Origin of the sequence: Rubripirellula tenax, assembly GCF_007860125.1 — a bacterium.
GTDB lineage: Bacteria > Planctomycetota > Planctomycetia > Pirellulales > Pirellulaceae > Rubripirellula > Rubripirellula tenax.
In genome coordinates this window covers 669,336-690,315 of sequence record NZ_SJPW01000005.1, presented here as the reverse complement: position 1 = coordinate 690,315, position 20,980 = coordinate 669,336, and the positions used below count along the sequence as shown (strand labels likewise).

Annotated in this window: 16 protein-coding genes; 9 read left to right on the top strand and 7 right to left on the bottom strand. The window is 56.6% G+C overall.

Annotated features, from left to right (window positions below):
- Positions 1–108: 108 nt before the first annotated feature.
- The 3 genes from Poly51_RS20935 (at position 109) to Poly51_RS20925 (ending at position 4,480) form a co-directional block, all read left to right on the top strand.
- On the top strand, positions 109–852 hold the full coding sequence (locus Poly51_RS20935) for a GDSL-type esterase/lipase family protein (RefSeq protein ID WP_146459720.1): 744 nt from the start codon (positions 109–111) through the stop codon (positions 850–852).
- 299 nt (positions 853–1,151) lie between these two features.
- Positions 1,152–4,115, top strand: coding sequence for an organic solvent tolerance protein OstA (locus tag Poly51_RS20930; RefSeq protein WP_246114655.1), 2,964 nt, complete (start codon positions 1,152–1,154; stop codon positions 4,113–4,115).
- Positions 4,112–4,480 (top strand): diacylglycerol kinase family protein, encoded by a 369-nt coding sequence (locus tag Poly51_RS20925; RefSeq protein WP_146459718.1) that lies wholly within the window; start codon positions 4,112–4,114, stop codon positions 4,478–4,480. The genes Poly51_RS20930 and Poly51_RS20925 overlap by 4 nt, the downstream gene beginning before the upstream one ends.
- Positions 4,481–4,492: 12 nt before the next feature.
- Here the strand turns inward: Poly51_RS20925 and cutA are convergent, their stop codons facing one another.
- Positions 4,493–4,822 carry a divalent-cation tolerance protein CutA gene (cutA, locus tag Poly51_RS20920; RefSeq protein WP_146459716.1) on the bottom strand — a complete coding sequence of 110 codons (330 nt, stop codon included), beginning with the start codon at positions 4,820–4,822 and terminating at the stop codon, positions 4,493–4,495.
- Between the two features lie 144 nt (positions 4,823–4,966).
- Here cutA and Poly51_RS20915 point away from each other — a divergent pair, with 144 nt between their 5' ends.
- Complete coding sequence (locus Poly51_RS20915; protein ID WP_146459714.1) at positions 4,967–5,851, top strand: efflux RND transporter periplasmic adaptor subunit; 885 nt, start codon at positions 4,967–4,969, stop codon at positions 5,849–5,851.
- Positions 5,852–5,919: 68 nt separating this feature from the next.
- On the opposite strand, the gene Poly51_RS20910 is transcribed toward Poly51_RS20915, so the two are convergent.
- Together Poly51_RS20910 and Poly51_RS20905 are read right to left on the bottom strand one after the other, a co-directional pair.
- Entirely contained in the window at positions 5,920–7,548 is a 1,629-nt protein-coding gene (locus Poly51_RS20910) for a sulfatase family protein (RefSeq protein ID WP_146459712.1), read from the bottom strand.
- Between the two features lie 41 nt (positions 7,549–7,589).
- On the bottom strand, positions 7,590–9,020 hold the full coding sequence (locus Poly51_RS20905) for a sulfatase-like hydrolase/transferase (RefSeq protein ID WP_146459710.1): 1,431 nt from the start codon (positions 9,018–9,020) through the stop codon (positions 7,590–7,592).
- A 378-nt stretch (positions 9,021–9,398) separates the two neighbouring features.
- Between Poly51_RS20905 and Poly51_RS20900 the strand changes: the two genes are divergently transcribed.
- On the top strand, positions 9,399–10,718 hold the full coding sequence (locus tag Poly51_RS20900; RefSeq protein WP_146459709.1) for a DUF1552 domain-containing protein: 1,320 nt from the start codon (positions 9,399–9,401) through the stop codon (positions 10,716–10,718).
- Positions 10,719–10,741: 23 nt separating this feature from the next.
- Entirely contained in the window at positions 10,742–13,162 is a 2,421-nt protein-coding gene (locus Poly51_RS20895; protein ID WP_246114654.1) for a DUF1588 domain-containing protein, read from the top strand.
- Here Poly51_RS20895 and Poly51_RS20890 read toward each other — a convergent pair.
- Together Poly51_RS20890 and Poly51_RS20885 are read right to left on the bottom strand one after the other, a co-directional pair.
- Positions 13,123–13,860, bottom strand: a complete 738-nt coding sequence (locus Poly51_RS20890) for a response regulator transcription factor (RefSeq protein WP_146459708.1) — start codon at positions 13,858–13,860, stop codon at positions 13,123–13,125. The genes Poly51_RS20895 and Poly51_RS20890 overlap by 40 nt on opposite strands.
- Before the next feature lie 55 nt (positions 13,861–13,915).
- Complete coding sequence (locus tag Poly51_RS20885; protein ID WP_146459707.1) at positions 13,916–14,851, bottom strand: sensor histidine kinase; 936 nt, start codon at positions 14,849–14,851, stop codon at positions 13,916–13,918.
- A 181-nt stretch (positions 14,852–15,032) separates the two neighbouring features.
- Here Poly51_RS20885 and Poly51_RS20880 point away from each other — a divergent pair, with 181 nt between their 5' ends.
- Genes Poly51_RS20880 through Poly51_RS20870 form a run of 3 tightly spaced genes read left to right on the top strand, consistent with a single transcriptional unit; the run spans position 15,033 to position 18,897 of the window.
- Complete coding sequence (locus tag Poly51_RS20880) at positions 15,033–15,479, top strand: hypothetical protein (protein ID WP_146459706.1); 447 nt, start codon at positions 15,033–15,035, stop codon at positions 15,477–15,479.
- A complete protein-coding gene (locus Poly51_RS20875; protein WP_315853673.1) occupies positions 15,476–16,528 on the top strand; it encodes an ABC transporter ATP-binding protein in 1,053 nt (350 codons plus the stop codon). The genes Poly51_RS20880 and Poly51_RS20875 overlap by 4 nt, the downstream gene beginning before the upstream one ends.
- Positions 16,528–18,897, top strand: a complete 2,370-nt coding sequence (locus Poly51_RS20870; protein ID WP_146459704.1) for an ABC transporter permease — start codon at positions 16,528–16,530, stop codon at positions 18,895–18,897. The genes Poly51_RS20875 and Poly51_RS20870 overlap by 1 nt, the downstream gene beginning before the upstream one ends.
- Positions 18,898–18,916: 19 nt before the next feature.
- Here Poly51_RS20870 and Poly51_RS20865 read toward each other — a convergent pair whose 3' ends face one another.
- Positions 18,917–19,225 carry a hypothetical protein gene (locus Poly51_RS20865; protein WP_146459703.1) on the bottom strand — a complete coding sequence of 103 codons (309 nt, stop codon included), beginning with the start codon at positions 19,223–19,225 and terminating at the stop codon, positions 18,917–18,919.
- 4 nt (positions 19,226–19,229) lie between these two features.
- Positions 19,230–20,909 carry a dihydroxy-acid dehydratase gene (gene ilvD, locus Poly51_RS20860; protein WP_146459702.1) on the bottom strand — a complete coding sequence of 560 codons (1,680 nt, stop codon included), beginning with the start codon at positions 20,907–20,909 and terminating at the stop codon, positions 19,230–19,232.
- Positions 20,910–20,980 lie beyond the last annotated feature (71 nt).

Sequence of the window (20,980 nt, the reverse complement as noted above, 5' to 3'; positions counted from 1 at the left end):
GTGGCTTCGGTGGTGGTGGGCGGTGCTTGAGCATGCTGGTGGTTCTAATCATAGTCGTTTTCCAGCCCCGCCTTCCTCACCGCCCCCAATCTTCATCGGGACCCGCTCATGATTTTCAGACTCGGCCTCGTCCTGTCCACGTTTTGGATCTCCGTGTTTTGGATCTCCGTCGTCGCGATCGCTCAGGTCGACGAGCCGTATCGGAGTCGGGCGATTGAAAAGTGGGAAGACGAGATTCGCAAACTCGAAAGCCTCGATTCCTCGGAAACAGATCCTGCCGATGCCGTCCTGCTGTTGGGCAGCAGCAGTATTCGGCGGTGGACGCAAGCGGCGATCGATCTGGCGCCGTATCGTGTCGTACGGCGCGGCTATGGCGGTGCAAAGTACAGCGATCTTGCGGTGTTTGCCGAGCGATTGATACAGCCTCATCAATACCGCGCGGTTGTCATGTTTGTCGGCAACGACATCAGCGGCGATGCACACGACCATACCGTTGACCAAGTCGATGGTTGGGTGCGGCACATTGTCGATGTATCGCGAAAGCACCAAAGCGGATCGCCGGTGTTGATCGTCGAAGTCACGCCCACAGGCAAGCGTTTCGAACATTGGTCCGCCATCCGCCGATTGAACGCGCAACTTCGCGAGATCGCATTGTCGACGCCGATGGTCTACTTCGTCCCCACGGCGGCAAGTTTTCTTGATCCCGACGGGAACCCTCGCTCGGAACTGTTTGTCGACGACCGTTTGCATTTGAACGATCAAGGGTACGTCATTTGGGCCGAACTGATTCGCGACCAGTTGGACGACGTGCTGAGGTTGATCGAGTCGACGCGTGAAGCAAAATCGAAGTGACGGGGGAGTTTCACGGCGAGATCGAGCGTTCCACGCAACCTATCCTGCCGAGATAGCCCATGTGTCGGTCGAGAAGTGCTATTTCAACGTTGTGACCAGTCGAAGCGAGTTCGTACACTCCGACGGTTACCGGCGGCTCCGTCGGGTTCACATTTCGTAGGGAATCGACACTTTTGGTCGGCAAGGACGCCACGACTGAAACGTTCATCCACAGACTTTGGCGAAGCCCGTCATCTTCTGTGTTGGCTGCTGCGCTGATCTTGCCTGTCTTGTTGTCGATTCAGTTGTCTCGAACGACGATGTCAGCGCAAGAAACGGGTGTCGTGTCGGCGGGTTACGAACACCCCGTCGCCGCTGCGCAGGTGAGCCCCGATCCGCTGCGCGTCAGCGGCAACACGATCCACCGCTGGCAAATCGGCGCGGCCGATGCATCGCTACTCGAAGGCGACTGCCTGCTGGAACACAATGGGCGGCGAATCGCTGGTGACTCGATATTGATGGTCACCGATGGAAACGCCGGCGACGTACGTTGTCGGGTCGTTGTGGGGGGCGCCGTTCTGCCTCAGGGGAAATCGCCTGAGCCCATCACGTTCTCGATCCGAACGCTTACGGATCCCAAAATTCAGTCGCCCGTTTTTCGTGGTGTGCCCACCGGGACACCTGCATTGTTGAAGCATCTGCCGGATGAAACAAATGCGTCGATCCAACCTGTTCAGTTTTCCGAGCCATTGATTCCTGCGCCTCAAGTCGGCGCACCACCGATCACGTTTTCCGACGGCGGTACAACGGGCGGGATGCAGTTTTTGGTGGGTGGCGGTTCACGAAGTCTCGAAATCTTGGCTCGCGGCGCTTCCACTCCGCCACAGTTCGAAACCATCAATCGCCCCGGTTCGAACGAGAGTCTGTTCGTGTTTCGCGGTGGCGTTACCGTCTTGGTGCGCGACGTGTCGGCGAGGCTGCCCAGCGGCGAATTCATGGAGTTGGGCACGATTTCGTTGTCGGCCGATCGCGTCGTCGGCTGGTTTCCGTTGGTGCCCAATTTGTTCAACGGTTCGGCGAACCTGGCAGATTCCGAAGGCGAATTGTATCTGGAAGGCGACATCGTTTTCCGACAAGGCGAACGAATCATCTATGCCGAATCGATGTACTTCAACGCCAGTCGCGAAGTTGGGATGATCTTGGACGCCGAGGCGATCACGACGGTGCCGGATTACCAAGGCGTCGTGCGGTTGAAATCGAAGGTGCTGCAACAGATCAATCGAGGTAACTATCGCGCCTTCGATGCCGCCGTCACGACCAGTCGCATCGGTGTGCCTCGCTATTGGTTGCAAAGCCAAGAGCTCAGCCTGACCGATCGCCAGCGAGTCGAGTTTGACCCGGCGACCCAAACGCAGCGAACGATTCGCGATCCGAAGATCGAAAGCAACAACAACTTTGTCTACATCGGCGGTGTGCCGATCCTCTACTGGCCGACGTTCTCGACCAGCCTAGATCAACCCGGCTATTACATCACCGGTGCAAGCGTTGGTAACGACAGCAATTTTGGAACTCGGGTAGCGCTCGACTTTGACTTGTTTCAATTGTTCGGGGTCGATGATGCGCCCAAAAATGTCGATTGGGAATTGTCGACGGACTATCTGAGCGACCGTGGCCCCGCGCTGGGGACGACGCTTGACTACAACTTGCCCGGGTTGCTGGGCTATCCGGGGCCGGCAAAGGGTTCTTTTGATGCTTGGGGCATCTACGACACCGGTCGCGACAACCTGGGAAGTGATCGCCGCAATTTGACGCCTGAAACGACGGCACGTGGTCGCGCGCTGCTGAGGCACCGACACTATCTGCCCAACGACTACGAATTCATCGCGGAAGTCGGCTACTTGAGCGACCGAAACTTCTTGGAACAATTCCTTGAAAACGAATGGGACCAAGACACCGACCATCGAAACTCGCTGCGACTTCGCAAGTACTACTACGGGAATTTGTTCGAAGCGTCGGCGAACGTCCAGTCAAACGATTTTTACACCGAAACGGAAGACCTGCCCAAGCTGAATCACTACCTGCTCGGCGGTTCCATGCTGGGTGATCGGCTGAGCTACTCGGCGCACAACAGCGTTGGCTATTCGCGTCTGAATGTTGCCGACCTGCCCGAGGATCCCGCCGAAGCAGCCCAGTATTCACCGTTGCCCGGCGAAACGAACAGCCAAGGCGTTGTTGCCCGGACGCGACAAGAATTGGCGATGCCGATCCAGTTGGGGCCGATCAAGCTGGTGCCCAACATTGGTGGCGAAGCTTCGCACTACGGAGAGGCAACCGACGGCGATTCGCTGACTCGATTGGTTGGCCAAGGTGGCATTCGTGCCAGTTTGCCGATGTGGACGGTCGATCCATCGATCCAAAGCAGCCTGCTGAACGTCCGCGGGTTGGCGCACAAGATCGAATGGTCGGCGGAGTATTTGTACGCCGACAGCAATACGAATCTGGATGAATTGCCGTACTACGATCCACTCGACGACAACGCCCAGGAACAGTTTCGCCGTCGGTTCATCGACGACGTTTACGCAGGATCCCTGCCGAACCGTTTCGACCCTCGCAACTACGCACTGAGACAGGGTTTTCAAGGATTGATCGCCAGTCCCAGCGACGTGGTCGCCGATGACTTGCAGCAAGTTCGATTGGGCGTTCACCAGCGCTGGCAAACCAAACGAGGGTTGCCCGGTGCCGAGCGAATCGTGGACCTGTTTCAACTCGATTTGGACATGTTGGTTTTCCCGGATGCAGATCGCGATAATTTTGGCGAGACCTTGGGGCCAGCGCTGTACGACATGCGGTATCACGTGGGCGATCGCGTCACGCTGCTGAGCGATGGATACTTTGATTTCTTTGACGACGGTTTGCGTTCGATCAGTGCGGGCGTTCGCACGAGTCGGCCTGGCGTCGGCGATATCTATATCGGTTTGTTGTCGATCGAAGGCCCGGTCAGCAGCACGGTTCTGCGCAGCACGCTGGACTATCGATTGAACGAAAAGTGGATCGCTTCCGCGGGAACCACCTACGACTTTGGTTCGACCGGAAACGTCGGCCAGTCCCTGGCGGTGACTCGAATCGGCGAATCAATGTTGCTACGCCTTGGTGTGAACGTCGACGCCGGTCGCGACAACGTCGGTTTCCGATTCGGAATCGAACCCCGGTTTTGGCCCCGACCCAAATTGGGACGCATCGGCGGCCAGTTGATTCCTCCGCCGGGTGTCGAGGGACTGGAGTGAATCGCTGGTATCGAAAGTTCGCGTTTGCGTCCCATGGACTCGGTCACGCGATCCGGACGCAAAACAGTTTCTGGGTCCACGTTCCCGTCACGATCGTCGTCATCGGTTTAGGCGCGTGGTTGCAAATCGAAAGTTGGCGATGGGTGGCGATCATCCTGGCGACGTCGATCGTGATGTCGGCCGAGTTGATCAACACGTCAATCGAAGAAATCGTTCGCGTCGTGCATCCCACGCATGATCCCCGAATCGGTCGCGCGCTCGACGTTGCTGCGGCGGGCGTATTGATTGCATCGGCTGGTGCGGTGACAGTGGGGCTTATCGCATTGGGACCACCGCTTTGGAATGTTTTGATCGCGGGTGGCTGACCCATGCGATTTTCAGGTCGTTTGATCGATGACCCACTGGCGATATCCGTCGCTGGCATCGTCAACGACGGTCATCAGGATCTCGGGTTCGTCGTAGGGGTGGATTCTCGCCAAACGTTCCTTCAATTTCGGCCAAGTCGCCATCGATGTCTTGATCGTTAGCCGAAACTCGGTGGACTGCTGTACTTCGCCCGCCCATCGATAATGGCTGGTGATCGGGCCATCGATTTGCACACAGGCCGCGATGGATTGGCCGATCAATTCGCGAGCCATCGCTTCCGCGTCGCCGGTCGTCGCAACGGTCGTGTTCGCAATGACGATCGATTGAGTCTCGTTGGCCATGGGAAATCCTTGTTTGAGGTGACAACCCACCGATTCTAAGGCACGCTGTGTCGACCGTCGCCTCGACATCGACGATTTACCTTAGACTATGAACGCGTCAATTTTTCGACAGATGTTGCTGTAGGTTGCTGGGTGAGTTTTCCAATGATGCGTTTTTCGTTCGCCTTGGTCGGCTGGATCGTATTACAAACGGTTTTCGGTCGGGGCATCGCGGCTGAGCCGATCGTGGTTGCCGATGCGCAAGTATCGCTGATTCAAAACACGTTTATTGCGGCGCCGATTTCCGGCGTGGTCGCCGAAGTGCTGGTATCCGAAGGCGACCATGTCGTCGCCGGTCATCGCATGGTGCAACTCGATAACGAACAAGTTCGCAGGGAATGGGAAGCCGCCGAGGCGGCGTTTTACGCGGCGCGAATGGAAGCCGACAACGACATCGACGCTCGTTACGCCAAACGCACGATGGAAGTTCGGAGTCGTGAATTACAACAAAGTCAGGATGCCAACCGCGGTTTTGCCGGTGCCATCAGTGCCACGGAAATTGCCAAATTGCAATTGGTTGTCGATCAGGCGAAGTTGTCGATCGAACAAGCGGAACACGAGTTGAAAGTTGCCGAGGCGGTTGCCGTTGAAAAAGCAGCCGCCGCAAAGATCGTCAAAGCGAGAATGGATAAACACGGCATCCAAGCCCCCGTCGCCGGCCAAGTGGCCGAAGTCGCCGTTGAAGCCGGGGAATGGGTGGAAGCGGGGAAACCCGTCGTGCGTTTGATCGCCCTGGATCCGATTCGCGTCGAATGTTTCGTGGACGGCCAAAACCATGGATCCGAGCTGGTCGGTCGATCGATCAAGTTCTATCCAGCAAATTCGCCCAATGGTGAAAAAGTAAAACCGTTGATCGGGAAGGTCACTTACGTTTCGCCGGAGTTGCACCCCGTGACGGGCCAAGCTCGCTTGTGGGCGACCGTGGATAACAGCAAACAAATCGGCCGCGCTGGAATGCGAGGCCGGTTAGAGATCGAATCGGCAAAGTAGGTCCACACTCGCTAAGACGCCCGGTTTAACGCTGTCGCGATGTGTGCCACCGATATTTGTTCAGCAAGTCAGGGGTTAACCGCTTCCGCGGCACCCGACGCAATCGCCTCGTACTGCTGCGGCGTCATCCACGACAGGTCAGACCAGTACGCAGTATCGTTCGGTTGGGGAACGCCCTTTGTCGTACGGCCGCCCGCAATCAGTCGATTGATTTCGTTTTCGAGTCGTTCGACGATCTCCGGATGCTCGCTCGCGACGTTGGCCCTCTCAGACGGGTCCGTTTTTAACGAATAGAGTTCGGCTGCGCGCTTTGCGTTGGGCAGAACGAGTTTCCAATCTTGATCCGTGATCGCGTACCGCGAGTCGTTTCCGTGGTTGATCAACGGCAAGCGTTTCTCGCTAGGGTTCGCGCTGAACAGAACCGACGCAAATGAGTCGCTATCTTCACCCGCATTGTCGGGAAGTTCGGCGCCGATCAATTCGGCAAACGTTGCCAACAAATCGACTTGTCCAACCAAGCCATCCCACTGTCGTGACGGGTGGGAGATACCCGCCGGCCAGCGGACCAGAAAAGGGACTCGATGGCCGCCTTCGTATACCGAACGCTTTCCCTCGCGGAAACCACCACGGCTGTCGTGTTGATACGTTTTCAAGCTGTCTCGCCAATGTTTCTCGGGGCCGTTGTCGCTGGTGAAAACGATCAGCGTGTTGTCGTCAATGCCACTGGATTCAAGAAACTTTAAAACCCGTCCGATGTGATGGTCCGTTTCGATCAAAAACTCACCATACGCGCCACATTCACCTTGGCCATGAAATTCTGGCAGCGGGCACACCGGGTAATGTGGCGATGTGTAGGGCAAGTATAGGAAAAATGGATTGCCTTGCTTGGCGTCGTCCACTTTGCCCGTCATCCACTCGATCGCCTTGTCCGTAAACCGCGTCAAGCATTCGCTGTCGACGAAGTCCGGTGCGATCTCGAAGCCCGATCTACCGAGACTCTTCTTCGTCTGGCTTGCCGACGCGTCATAGGGCGGCATGATCCGGTAGTCCGACATCCGGTCGTTGGGTTTTTTGTTTGTGAACATCGTCGGTGGCACCGCCGCATGCCTGCCTTCGAACCACGCCAAGATGCCATAGTTCAGCGAAGCCGGAATCCCGTAGAAGTAGTCAAATCCTTTGTCCAGCGGCATGTCGCGGACCGGTTGTGACCAGTCTCGGTCATCGGGAGTGCCCGGGAAGTCCATTCCCAAATGCCATTTGCCCACCATCGCCGTTTCATAACCATGTTGGCCCAGCATCGACGCCAGAGTCATTCTTCCGTCCGCGATCAATCCCTTTCCTTCCGCGTCCATGACGCCCGTTTTTCGATCGGTTCGCCAGCAGTACCGCCCGGTCAACAAGCCATATCGTGACGGTGTGCAAACGGAATCAGAACTATGCGCGTTGGTGAACGCGACACCCTCTCGTGCCAAACGATCCATGTTGGGTGTCTTGAACTTGGCAGCGGGATTGAGCGCAGAAACATCACCGTAGCCTTGGTCATCGGTATAGATAACGATGATGTTCGGCTTTGTAACATCGCCGCTAGCGCCATTCAACTGAGACTCGCCGCTCCATCCGATGAAGTTTGCAATTGCCAGCAGCGGCATCACGAATGAACGAAGCGTGATCCGGTCGGTGAAAACGAGGGCTCGCATGGTTTTCCTTTTTGCAACGTGGTGCATCAAGATCGATTGTGTTAGGGGTTGCCGGCTGAGTCTTCGTTTCGCAGTGTCGAGAAAAACTCGCCGTCGGGTTTCTCGGGCAGACTCGCAGTCCACTGCTTCAATTGTTTCACCAGTTGAATCACCGTCTCAGGATGTGACTCTTTCAGATCCATTTTTTCCATGGGGTCCGCTGCAATGTCGTATAGCTCGACGTCGCTGAAATCATGATCGGACAACAATTTCCAGTGTTCGTGCACGATACAGTAAGTCGCCCAGTGATACGGATTGGATTTTGACTTTTGTCGTTGTCCCGTCATTCGCCAAAACAAAGGTCTGCTGCGCCCGCTGCTGTCTTGGCCTTGAAGTTGTGCCAGTTGGCTGATGCCGTCCGGCTTGTAGGATTCCGGAAGGCTGGCACCGGCGACATCGCAAAAAGTCGGCAGCAAATCGACGGCCGAGATCATCAGTTTGTCGTCGACCATGCCGGCTGCGATCTTGCCGGGCCACTTGGCGATGAAGGGCACGTTGATTCCGCCTTCAAACAAAGCGGCTTTGTACCCTTTCCGTCCCGCCGTAATCCCCTTCGATGCTGCGACCCCAAACCCGGCACCCGTTGCCGTGTCATAGGTCAGCGTTAACTCGGATTGCCGTCCGCCGCGGGCAGGTCCGTTGTCGGAACTGAAGATCACCAACGTGTTGTCCGCCAGTTGCAGGCGATCCAAGGCATCCAGGACTTCGCCGATTCGATCGTCGGCATGCGACAATACCGATGCGTAGATTTCGTCGGTTTCCTCAAGTTCGCTTTCGCGAAATCGCCAGCGATATTTCGGCACGACGTGAAAGGGTGTGTGCGGTTCGTGCATCCAAAGATTGATGAAGAACGGCTTGCCGGCTTTGTGGCTCTGCTCGATGAATTCGATCGCACCTTTCGCATCCTCGTGTACGGGCATTTGTTCGCCCGAGCAATTGAACGCTCCGTAGGTGTCGTATCCATAGTCACCGGGCGATGGAGAGTCCGGGATCATATCGTTGGACAGATGCCACTTTCCAAAATGAGCTGTCGCATAACCGGATGCCTGTAACAGTTTCGGCAACGTGACGGTGTTTGGATCGAGCCAGTCCGGCATGTTGCGTTTCGCGTTGCTTGGCACATACGCGAAGTGACCGTCGATGTTGTAGCGAGCCGGAAAGTGGCCCGTCATCACGGCTGTACGGCTGGGCGAGCAGACTCCGCTTGCCACCGTGAACCGATGGAAGTCGGTCCCCTCGCGGGCCAATCGATCGATGTTGGGCGTTCTTACGTACGGATGGCCATGGCAGCTCAGGTCGCCCCAGCCCCAGTCATCAGCGAATAGGAAGACGATGTTGGGTCGGCTGGCTCGCTCGTCGGCCGAGGCTGTGTCGACGGTTTGCAGGACGGCCACGACCAACACGGTTGCCGCTACGACTTGCCGAAGGTTCATTTTGATTTTTAAGGGGTTTGTGAAGTCGATTCGCAGTCAAAATCGTCGAATCACCGGCTGAAAGGATAGTTGATTGATCGCGACGTCGGTTGTCCGTTCACGACCTGTGCTTAACGATTTGCGTCAAACGAGCATGCATATTGCTTAGCCAATACCAGCCGACACGAATGCCCCAGCGTCCATTACGTGAAGAGCGTCCATAGCTTGGAAGCTAGTGTGGTTCGAGCCCGCGATTTGAAATAGAATGAAGCGGTTCGCGATGGCTCCCGAGTTTTCCCCGCCTAAATCCGCCATCGAGCTTTCCCACCTTTTTCAACAGGCCCCCATTGCCATGGAAACGGTTGCTAAGCAGTCCCACCTCACCCTGCAAGACAAACCATGATCAGTCGCAGACACATGCTTCGAGCCACGGCGGTCGGCGTCGGCACGGCATTCGGTCCGACAATTTGTCCGTCGCGAGTCGTTGCGGCGACCGCCCGCGTCGGCGCACCGAAACGCATCGTATTTTTCCTGCAAAACCAGGGTTTTGATCCGGCCACGTGTGTGCCGGCGGGAATGAAGCAGTCGGGTTCGTTGGCCGGCGTGACTTTGCCAGAACCGATCGCCGCGTTGGAGCCCTACAAAAACAAAATCAATATCATCACGGGGCTTCACGGTCGTCACACGAGTCCGTCTCACAGCGCTTACTTCGGCGCACTAGGTGGCTATCGAGGCGGCATCGGCATCCCGCCGGCTGGCACGACGATCGACTATGAGATCAGCCAGCGGTTGCCACAAACGATCATGCCGCACCTATGTATTGGAATGGACGCGCTCGAGAACATGGTATCGCGTCCGACGCTCGCCACGCTTTCCGCCACCGGCGCCGGGAAGCCGATCTTCATGCATTCCAATCCCAATGATCTGTATCAGATGCTGTTCGGTGGAATGGCGACGGGAGACGTGAAGCGCCGCTTCGAAGCGAGATCGAAAGTTTTCCATCGCGTCGAAAAACTGGCAGGCCAACACAGTCAATCGCTGCCGTCGGGCGACCGCGATCGATACGGCAACTATGTCGACGGCTTCCGAAAAATCAATGCATTGCAGGAGCGATTGGCCGGGGTGTCGGATCACTTGAAGCCGTTTGTTCCCGAGTACGGTAAACAATTTCTTACGCCAGAATTCGAAACGGATTGGCATGATTCGTTGCTTGATATTGGTATCGCAACCTTGAAGGCTGGCTTGACGAACGTTTTGACGATTGGGTCCGGACGCGGTGAGATCTTCGGCGCATGGAAAGGGCTGGGAATCACCGAGGCGGGTCACAACCTGGGGCACATGGACCAACCGGACAATCCGATTTGGATCAAGATTCGCCAGTACAACTGCCAGATGTTGGTCAAGCTGATGCAGGAACTTGAGTCGGTTCCCGAAGACGGCGGGACGATGATGGATAACACCCTGATCGTCTACACCAGCAACAATGCGAACAAGCAGCACACCGTTGGCGACAACTGGCCCTTCATCTTGTTGGGGAATTGCAGCGGCAGCTTGAAGACAGGCCGGTTCACACAACTGGACGGCAAGCGACCGATCAATGCGCTCTACACAACGCTTTTGCACGCGATCGGCGCCCCGTGCGATCGGTTCAACATGGAAAGAAATATCGCAAGCGTTCATGACAACCGCGTTGGCCCGATCGAAGAGTTGATGGCGTAGTGACAAGCCAACCGCGAATCCGAATGACCAGATCGTCGATGTTTCCAACGCTCTGTTGGCTGGCCTTCGTGACGGTATTTGTACCGGTGTCAAACATCGGTGCTGAGCAACCACGAACGTTCGAGTCGTTTGCGAAGCCATTCTTGCACCATTATTGCGTCGACTGCCACAGTTCGGATACGCAAGAAGGGAACGTTGCGCTGGATGGACTTGTCGGTGTCGACGTAGACAATTCGGCGCTTTGGAAAACGATCTGGGAACAGGTCGCGCTCAAGGCGATGCCACCGGAAGGTGAAGAAAAGCCGACGCTGGTCGAGCGATGGGAGCTGTCGACTTGGATCACGGACCAATTGCAAACGGCGATGCAAGATCGAGGCGGATTTCATGCTCATCTGAAACCGGACAAGGGCAACCATCTGGATCACGGTCTTCTGTTTGGTCGGATTCCCGAAGGACTGGATCCGCCGTCATCGCCGGCTCGCCTGTGGCGACTTCATCCCCAGGAACACCTGACGCGATTGAACGGACTGATCAATGCCGAACCCGCGTACGATCCGAAGCGGCCGGGGCTTCGAACTCGTGGCGACCACATCAATCCCAACGAAGACGGCGAAGTCAAAGTCTACTACGGCCTCGATCGTGTCATCGGATGGATCGGTGGTACGGCGGCTTATGCGGCGGCCATCACAGGCTTCCCACCGGTTCTGACATCAGAGAACTACCACGGTCTGCGCAGCTACGCCGATCTGTATTCGGTCAACGGAGCCGAGGCGACACAGATTGCCAACAACGCCGAGAATATTTTGCGGTTCATGGCTTACGGACCGGATGCAGAACCCTATCAGTTCGCCGACGACGTTCGCGAGATTGACCAGAAATACAAACACGGCGATCTTCGTGGCTTGGCCCAAAGTCTTTTCTATGGCAAGTCAACCAAGCGTCCACTGACACCCGTTTATGACTTGATGGCAGAGGACGGCGTCACAGACGAACGACTGGTTGCCGCCGTCGATTTTCTGTTTGAATCGCTAACCGGTCGGCCGCCGACGAAGGCCGAAACTCGGCAGTATTTGGCCCTTGTCAAAGATGCGATTGCCGACCTTGGAAAACAAGAAGGCGTGATCCTTGGCTTGGCGCCCATCTTCCTGGATCGTGACGCGTTGTTTCGGCCGGAACTTGTCGAGCATGGCGAGCCCGATGAATTCGGTCGAATCATGTTGAGTGGTCAGGAACTTGCATTAGCGATTAACGCGGCGCTCAGCTACATCGAACCCGATGAAGCATTGAAACAGGCCGTCGCCACAGGGCGATTGAAGACTCGCGAGGATGTACGCCGCGAAGTCGATCGGATGCTCACCGATGACAGTTTTCGTAAGCCACGCGTGCTTCAGTTCTTTCGCGAATTTTTCGACTACGACCGTGCGGGTTACGTTTGCAAAGACACCAAGGCGATGCTTGCCGCCGGCGCGGATGTGAAACCGCAAACGCATTACCGAACCATGTTCAACATGACGGCACACACCGATCGTTTGGTCGAATTGATCTTAAACGAAGACAAGGACGTTTTGCACGAGTTGTTGACGACGGATCGAGTCGTCTTCGATCCGAATCAAGACGCACCCTACTTTGGTGAATTCGTAAGCTCCGATCCGCCGCCGAAAGATCCTGATAAGAAGAACGCCAAAAAGGCGTCCCGACGCGTCACGATTGACCCGGCCGAACTCCCCAAAGGCGAACCGATTCACGTTCGTGTTGCTCAAGTCATCAAGAGCGCAAAGACGGTCCGAGCATTGACGTCGCTGCCGGTCGAGCAACGGCGAGGAATCTTGACGCATCCGAGTTGGTTGGTTTCCCACACCGACGCGATGGACAACCACGCCATCATGCGAGGCCGCTGGGTCCGCGAACGTCTACTCGGCGACGCGGTCCCCGATGTGCCGATTACGGTGGATGCGATGCTGCCGGCCGAACCGGGTCAAACGCTGCGACACCGGATGCGTGTCACGCGAGAGGAGTATTGCTGGAAGTGCCATCAAAAAATGGATCCACTCGGTCTGCCGTTCGAAATGTACAACCACCTTGGTTTGTATCGAACGAAAGAACAGGATCAACCGGTCGATACTCGCGGCGAGATTATCGGTAGCGGTGATCCCGATTTGGATGGTCCCGTCGACGACGCGCTGGACATGATCGACAAGTTGGCGCGCAGCGAACGGGTCAAGCAAGTCTTTGTGCGTCACGCCTTCCGATTTTGGATCGGCCGCAACGAGACCATCAACGATGCACCCGTCCTGCAGGAAGCTTACCGGGCGTACGCGGATAACGGCGGCAGCATGAAATCGCTGATCGCATCGTTGGTCACGTCCGACGCGTATCTGTTTCGCAAAGTCGAAACGTTGCGTGGTCAGGATAGGTCGGCAACCGGTTCTAGAACGAATCGATAACCCGCGTCGCGGATCGTCAACAAATGGATCGGCGCGGTGCTGTCGGGTTCGATGATCTTTCGCAACCTGGCGATGAACTGGTCGACGGCTCGCGTTTGCAGATTGCCGGAAAGCTCCCACACCTGTGTCAGCAACTCGTTTCGGCTGATGACGCGACCTTGGTGTTCGACAAAGTAGCGAAGCAGTTTCAGTTCTTTCGGAGTCATCCGCACGATCTCGCCCTTGACGGTCACTTCGTGTGTTTCAAAGTTTGCGTCGACGTTCCCAAACTGGACCTGCGAGATCTGTTCGTAGATGCGTTTGGGCGCGGGCGGGGGCGTCGACTGCACACTGGTTTGCAACAGATTCTTGATCCGGCTTAGCAACTCGTCCAACTCGAACGGCTTGCTCATGTATTGGCTGGCGCCGACATCGAACCCTCGTGTGCGGTCCTCGGCAAGTGTGCGGGCCGACAACATCAATACTGGGATTTTGATTCCCGCCTCGCGAATCGTTTCGCAAACGGTGTAGCCGCTCATTCCGGGAAGCATCAAGTCGAGAACGATCAAGCCGATCGACTCACTGCCGTTGTCGACGATCCGCAGCGCCGTTGGCCCATCTTCGACCAACGTCACTCGATAGCCTTCGGCTTCCAAGTTGTATTTGATGCCGACGCCGAGGTGCTTCTCGTCTTCGACGACCAAAATGTGGGAACGCATATCGTTCAATTTGTAAGTGAATTTTCAATCAGCGGACTTATCGCGTCCGACTACGCTAACCATCGACCGGGTCCGGCGGAACAACCCCTGCGAGCGTGACCTCGAACTCGGTCCCCGTGCCTTCCGTGCGATCGCACACACGCACCGAACCGCCGATCGACTTGGTGACCGTACGAACAAGGTAAAGCCCTAGACCTGTGCCCGGCGTGCTTCGTTCAAGTTCGTTGCCGAGTCGGACAAACCGACCAAACACCTTTCGCCGTTGGTTGGCCGGAATCCCGGCGCCGTTGTCAGTGATCGAAACGCGAACCTTTCGATCCGGATCGACTTTCACCGAGATCAAGACCTCGGGTGGTTTTCCACCATATTTGACGGCGTTGTCGATCAGGTTTCGAAACAAAATCTCTAGCTGGATCAACTGGCTGAGCATGGTCACCGGCTCGGATTCCAACTTCACCGTTTCGGGCGGCAAGCGATAACGCATGCAGGCTGCCGAACCGCACTTGGTCAACAGTTCGTCCAGGCGAAGCAATTCGTCGTCGGCGGGTTCGATCCCACGCTCGATCCGAGCCGCGTCCAGCAGGTGGTTGATCAGCGAATCGAGTCGCTCGACATCCTCGAGCATGAACTGGTGAAAATCCTGCTGCTGTTGCTCGTCCACCGTTCGGCGAGCCATCGTTTGTAGGTAAAGCTTCAAGGACGCGATCGGGCTTTTCAGTTCATGGGTCACCGCGTCGATGAAGTTCGATTGTCGACGATTCAGATTGAATGCCTTGACAGTCAATGTGAGGTATGCAATTACCCCCGCAAGGACGCCGGCGATCAGTAGCGTCCCGGTAGCCAGAATCGTGCCGAAAACGGCTCGCGAACCCAGATTTCCCGTTGCTGCCAACACATTGCCCAGGATCCAAACGGCCGCCAGGATGACAACCATGACGATCATCACCACGCCAAGGGTGATGGGGGCTCTCAGGGATCGACGTTCCAGCATGGTGCGGGGATGGACCTGGACGGAGTTTCGAAAAGGGGAGGGGGGGTGGCGTCAGCCAGACTATTTTGCCATTCAAAAACGAAATTTCTTAAATGGGCATGACGTTGGCTTGATATCTCGCAATAATGCGCCGCACAGTCGGACGACATCCCTTAACAGCGTCGGTTTTGGAGAACCACCCGTGAGCGCCGATACAAGGACACGACGCTTTCCCGAGCGAACCATCCGACAAGTACGACTAGATTGTACTCGAGGGTTGGTCCGCGCGCGGTTCTGTCCTGACCGTAGTGAATTGCTACAGATTCGATGCGTCGATGACCGCGCCGAATCGGATGCCGCATTCGGGAACCAGCTCTGGTTTTTCGAAGGGGTTGGCGTCGATTCGCGAGACCAACGACACAGTGTTTTTGGCGTCGTTGAATACTCGTTGCAGTTCGGGCTGCACGAGCTGGTCGAAGACGGTGTTTTCGAATCAGAGCATCAACGCGAACGGTTTCGCCATCTTTACGAACGCGAGGTTCAACAGCCTTCGTGGTCGCAACCGGCCCATCGTTGGTTGGCGACCGGCGTCATCGCGGTCGGTTCGGTATGGCTGGCCTACTTGATCATTCGTGCGTTGGCCGCGTGAGTCAGTCGAACCCAGCGTTCGGTGATGTGTCGGTGGCCGATAAGCCCAGCGCCGATAAGCCCAGCGCCGATGTTTCCAACGCTGATGCGCCGATCGTCCAAGTCCGTGATCTGTGCAAGACGTATTCGGGGTGGTCGTTTCGAGGACGTCGCGACATCAACGCGCTCGGTGGCGTATCGTTGGAAGCTCGTGCCGGCGACGTCTTTGGATTGCTTGGCCCCAACGGCGCCGGCAAAACCACCATGATCAAAATATTGCTTGGCGTTGTGAAGCCGACCAGCGGATCGGCTTCGATGTTTGGTCAACGGGCCGGCAGCACTGCCGCCCGTTGTCGCGTCGGTTACTTGCCCGAGTCGTTGCGGGTCGATCGGCATCACACTGCGCGAACGGCGCTTGGATTTTATGGTCGACTCAGCCGTATGAGTTCCGCAGAAATCGATCGTCGTAGCGACGAGCTGTTGGAATTGGTGGGACTTCGCGGACGCGACAACGAGTCGGTTCGGCGATTCAGCAAAGGGATGTACCAACGGTTGGGACTGGCCCAAGCATTGATGCACGACCCGGATCTGTTGGTGTTGGATGAACCCACCGACGGTTTGGATCCGGTCGGACGCAACGAAGTCCGCAAAGTGATCGAACGTTTGCGAGACTTGGGAAAGACGATTTTCTTGAACAGCCATATTCTTCAAGAAGTCGAGATGGTGTGTTCTCGCGTTGCCATCATGGCGGGCGGAAAGCTTTTGGCGATTGGGTCGATCGACGAGTTGGCGTCACCGACCGATGCTGCCAACGTATTGATCGACGCGCGCGCCGCCCTGGGGCATGGGGATTCGATTCATTTGCCGCCCGAGATCGATCCGGCTACTTGTTCTGTGATCGCAAGGGTTGCGGGTGCGGCAACTCACCGGGTCACACTGCTGTCGCCCGACCAGGCTGCAGTCGACCGGTTGATCGATGTCCTGCGACAGCACGGCCACTCGATCGTGCGATTGGAAAACAAGCGTCCTTCACTCGAGGACACTTTTATGCGTTTGGTGGGCCAAGTCTGATGCGTCCCTACATCGCAGTCATCACCGATTCATTCCGGGCGGCGCTCTCGTCGCGAGTGCTTTGGGTCGCCTTTGTCGCGATCTGGTTGCTGTTGGCCTTTTTGGCGCCGATCGGATATCGCGAAGACTTCACAACGCTGTTCCGTGGCCAAGACTTTCACAATGGCACGCGGATGAAAGCGATGCTGGCGCAAGGGTTGGTGGACCCGACCGCAAAGGAGCAACCGATCGGGCGGATCGTCGCGGCGATGCCGGACGATTTGCGCCGCCAACTCAGACGCGTCGGCGAGGGCGACGAGGTTCGCATTCGTTTGACGGTACTTGCTGATGCGCTCAACGAGTTGATGAAAGACCAATCTTGGTATGACCAAGAGGCATGGAAGTCGACGTTGCGGCTTCGTGAACTGCGCGAGCTCGACGAAAAACTCGAAGGCGAACTCGATGAATCGCTGAAGCTGCGACGGGCTCGGCTTCGGATCGAAGCGGCTTTGCCGGGTGTGTTCGAATCGCGTTCGTCTCGTTCGATGTTCTTGACCTATGCCGGTTTGGATTTTCCCGCCAACTTGGCTGTCGATAAGACCCAGTTTACGACGCTGATCAATCAATGGGTCTTGCCGACAATCATTAATTGGTTGTTGGGGTTCGTGTTGATTTTTTTGGGCATCTTGGTGACTGCGTCGATTGTTCCCGACATGCTTCAACCGGGGTCGTTGCATCTGTTGCTCAGCAAGCCCGTGTCGCGATCTTTGCTGTTGATCAGCAAGTTCATCGGCGGCTGTGCGTTCGTGCTGTTGTGCGTGACGCAATTGGTGCTGGGTTTGTACTTGATCGCCGGCACACGATTGGACGTTTGGAACCCACGATTGTTGTGGTGCATTCCGGTTTCGGTCTTCTTGTTTTCGGTCTTCTACAGCGTCTCCACACTGGCGGGGTTACGATGGCGATCGCCGATTTTAGCGATTGGCGTGACCACCATTTTTGGAGCGATTTGTTTGGTGACGGGCGTGATTGGCGGCCTATTCGATGGGTTGGTGAAGCGACCCGATCGCATTCAGCATTTAGCGATGGTCGGTGAACAGATTTTCGCGTCCACGCGTGGCGGAGGTCTTGTTCAATACGAGGCCGGGAAGAATCAGTGGAAAGAGATTTTTGAAAGCGATGCGATGAATCAAGATCGCATCGTCCCGCCCATCGTGTTGTCCGATTCGTCAATCGCGACGGCGCGAGTTCACGGCGGGCGATTCAATCCGTTTGGGTCGGGATCGTTGGATTTGCTGGTGCTTCGCGAGTCGGACGATTGGGTTGCGGAACCGAGTTTGCGATTGCCGACGGCAACGACATGGTTGTATCGAAGTGGCGACGAATCGGTATTGGCGTTGAATACGGGCGACTTATTGCAAACCACACAGTCAAGAATTTTAGGAGCGATCGGCGAACGGCCCGCCGGCAAAGAAATAGAGAGTGACAAAGACGAGGACGCGCCGATCGAAGAAGTCCAGTCGGCGTCGTGGTTGTCCAAGCTGACCAACATGATGGGCAGTGCGACCGAAGAATTCACTTCGGTGCTGCCCGAGCGAATGGCTGTCACGCCGCCTCGCGGAGTCGTGGTTTCATCGGACGGCATGTTCTTGATCACGCTCAGTCGGGGACGTTTGACCCGACTGGACGCGCCGGCCGATGGTGGAACGACACGACGGTGGACAGAATCAGTAACGCATTCGTTGGATGGCGAAGCATCCAAGCGAGGCGTGATAGCACTCGAAGGCAACGTCGTGTTGGTCACTCGCCAAGACGAACCCGTTGAATTATTTGACGCGACGACCCTGAAGACCCTGGGAAGTTTTGAATTGCCGGAGGGATTGATTCCCGTCGATGCGGCCGGAATGGGGGATGGCAAGCGGTTTGCGGTGGTCACCAGTGATGGGGAATGCCGGGTGGTTCAGCCAACCGGCGGCCAGGACGGTGTGATTTACCAGTTCAGCGACACGATCGGCCCCGGTGATGTCGAAGCAGTGGAGCTGAATCGGCGTGACGCAGCGATTTACCTTTCGCATCATGTCGACCAGATCGACATCCTTTCGGCTGATGACCTGAGCGTGACGCGCCGCATTCGCCCAGAATTGTCTCGTTGGCGATGGGTGGATCAAATGGTGATCACGCCGTTAAGAACAGTCATTCCGCAAACGGGCGAATTGGGCGAAACGATCGCCGCGATGGTCAGCGGCCAATCGGCAATCGCAATCAATCAACAAAGCGAAGATGAAGAATTGGTGCGATACAAAATCGCACGGCCCGTCTTCAGCTGTGCCGCCTTCATCGTCGTGATGTTGACCATCAGCTGCGTGTATTTTTCGACTCGCGACTTTTAGTATCGAGCGTCAACGTGCGTTACTCTTCTTCGTCGCTGGATGCTTTCTTTGCGGCGCGTCGGGCCATGTGTTCGGCAGCCAAGTCTTCCATCGACTTGACTTCGTCGGGTTCCGCCTTGTCGAATCGTTCGAGGTAGAGTTTTTCGATGTACTTGTTCAGCGGCAACCGGCCCGGCATGTTCGGATCCGGCTTCGCCGGTTGGCGAATGCGTTTGATGTCCATGCCAAGCTCACGCGCCATTTGGACGTGAGTATGCGACAGCCCGAACTTCTTGCGAATCGCGATCCACGGTTTGAACTTGTTCGGAATGCGTTTGGGGTTTGCCATCAGATCACTCGTCCGTGACGCAGCCTTCGCTGGCACTCTTGACGGTCTTGATGTACTTGTAAAGCGTTCCGCGAGTCGCCTTCAGTGGAGGTGCCGTCCACGTCGATTTACGTTTGGCCATTTCGGCTTCGTCGACGTCGACGTCCAAGCGATTGGTTTCCGCATTGATCGTGCAGATGTCACCATCTTGCAGGAGACCGATCGGACCACCTTCTTGGGCTTCGGGCGTGATGTGGCCGACGATGAACCCGTGGCTGCCGCCGCTGAACCGCCCGTCGGTCAGCATGGCCACGTCGCTGCCCAGTCCGGCGCCCATGATCGCGCTGGTGGGTGTTAACATTTCGGGCATCCCCGGACCACCCTTGGGGCCTTCGTAGCGGATGACAACGACGTCGCCCTTTTCGATCTTTTTGTCCTCGAGGGCGTGCAGCATGTCTTCTTCGCTGTCAAAGCATCTCGCGGGGCCCGTGAAGATCAAGCCTTCTTTGCCCGTGATTTTGGCGACCGCGCCCTCGGGAGCCAACGATCCTTTAAGGATACGAATGTGGCCGCTCGCCTTGATCGGCTTTTCGACGGGCATGATAATCGTTTGACCCTCCTTTAGCCCCGGCAAGTCGGCGACGTTCTCGGCCAGCGTTTTGCCCGTGCAGGTCATGCAAGAACCGTCCATCAAGCCTTTTTCAAGCAGATACTTCATCACTGCGGGCGTTCCGCCGATCGAATGAAGATCTTCTTGGACGAACTGGCCGCTGGGCTTCAAGTCGGCCAGGAAGGGGATTCGATCGCTGACCGATTGGAAGTCATCGATCGTCAGGGGGACGTCGACCGATCGAGCCATCGCGATCAAGTGAAGCACGGCATTGGTGCTGCCGCCGAGCGCCATGACGGTCACCATCGCGTTCTCGAAGGCCGCTCGGGTCATGATGTCGCGAGGCTTGATGTCCTTCTTCAGCAGTTCAAGAATCGCCGCACCGGCCCGTTCGCATTCTTGTTTTTTGTCCGCGTCGACGGCGGGGATGCTGGCCGAATAGGGCAGCGACATGCCCAACGCTTCGATCGCGGTGGCCATCGTGTTGGCCGTGTACATGCCGCCACAAGCGCCGGCGCCTGGGCAACTCTTGCGAATGATTTCGGCGCGTTCTTCTTCGGTAATCTTGCCGGCGACGTATTCGCCGTAGGCTTGAAACGCGGAAACGATGTCCAGTTTTTTGCCGCCACAGATTCCCGGCTTGATCGTTCCGCCGTAGACCATGATGGCGGGGCGATTCAGCCGACCCATCGCGATCAAGCAGCCCGGCATGTTCTTGTCACATCCCGGCAACGCGATCATCGCGTCATACCACTGGGCCGCCATGATGGTTTCGATCGAATCGGCGATCAGGTCGCGCGATTGCAGGCTGTAGCTCATCCCGTCGGTGCCCATCGAGATGCCGTCCGATACTCCAATCGTATTGAACCGCATCCCGACCATGCCCGCGTCGACGACCGACTGTTTGACATCGGCGGCAAGGTCCAACAGGTGCATGTTGCACGAGTTGCCTTCGTACCAAACGCTTGCGATGCCGACTTGCGGCTTGTTCATGTCCTCGGACGTCATGCCGGTGGCGTAAAGCATCGCCTGGGATGCGCCTTGGCTTTTCGGCTGAGTGATTTTGCTGCTGTATTTGTTGAGCGATTGATTCATCAGGTGATTCTGGGACGGGGTCAGGGGAAACAGGCGATCCGAATATGATAGAGATAAACCGATCCGACAAG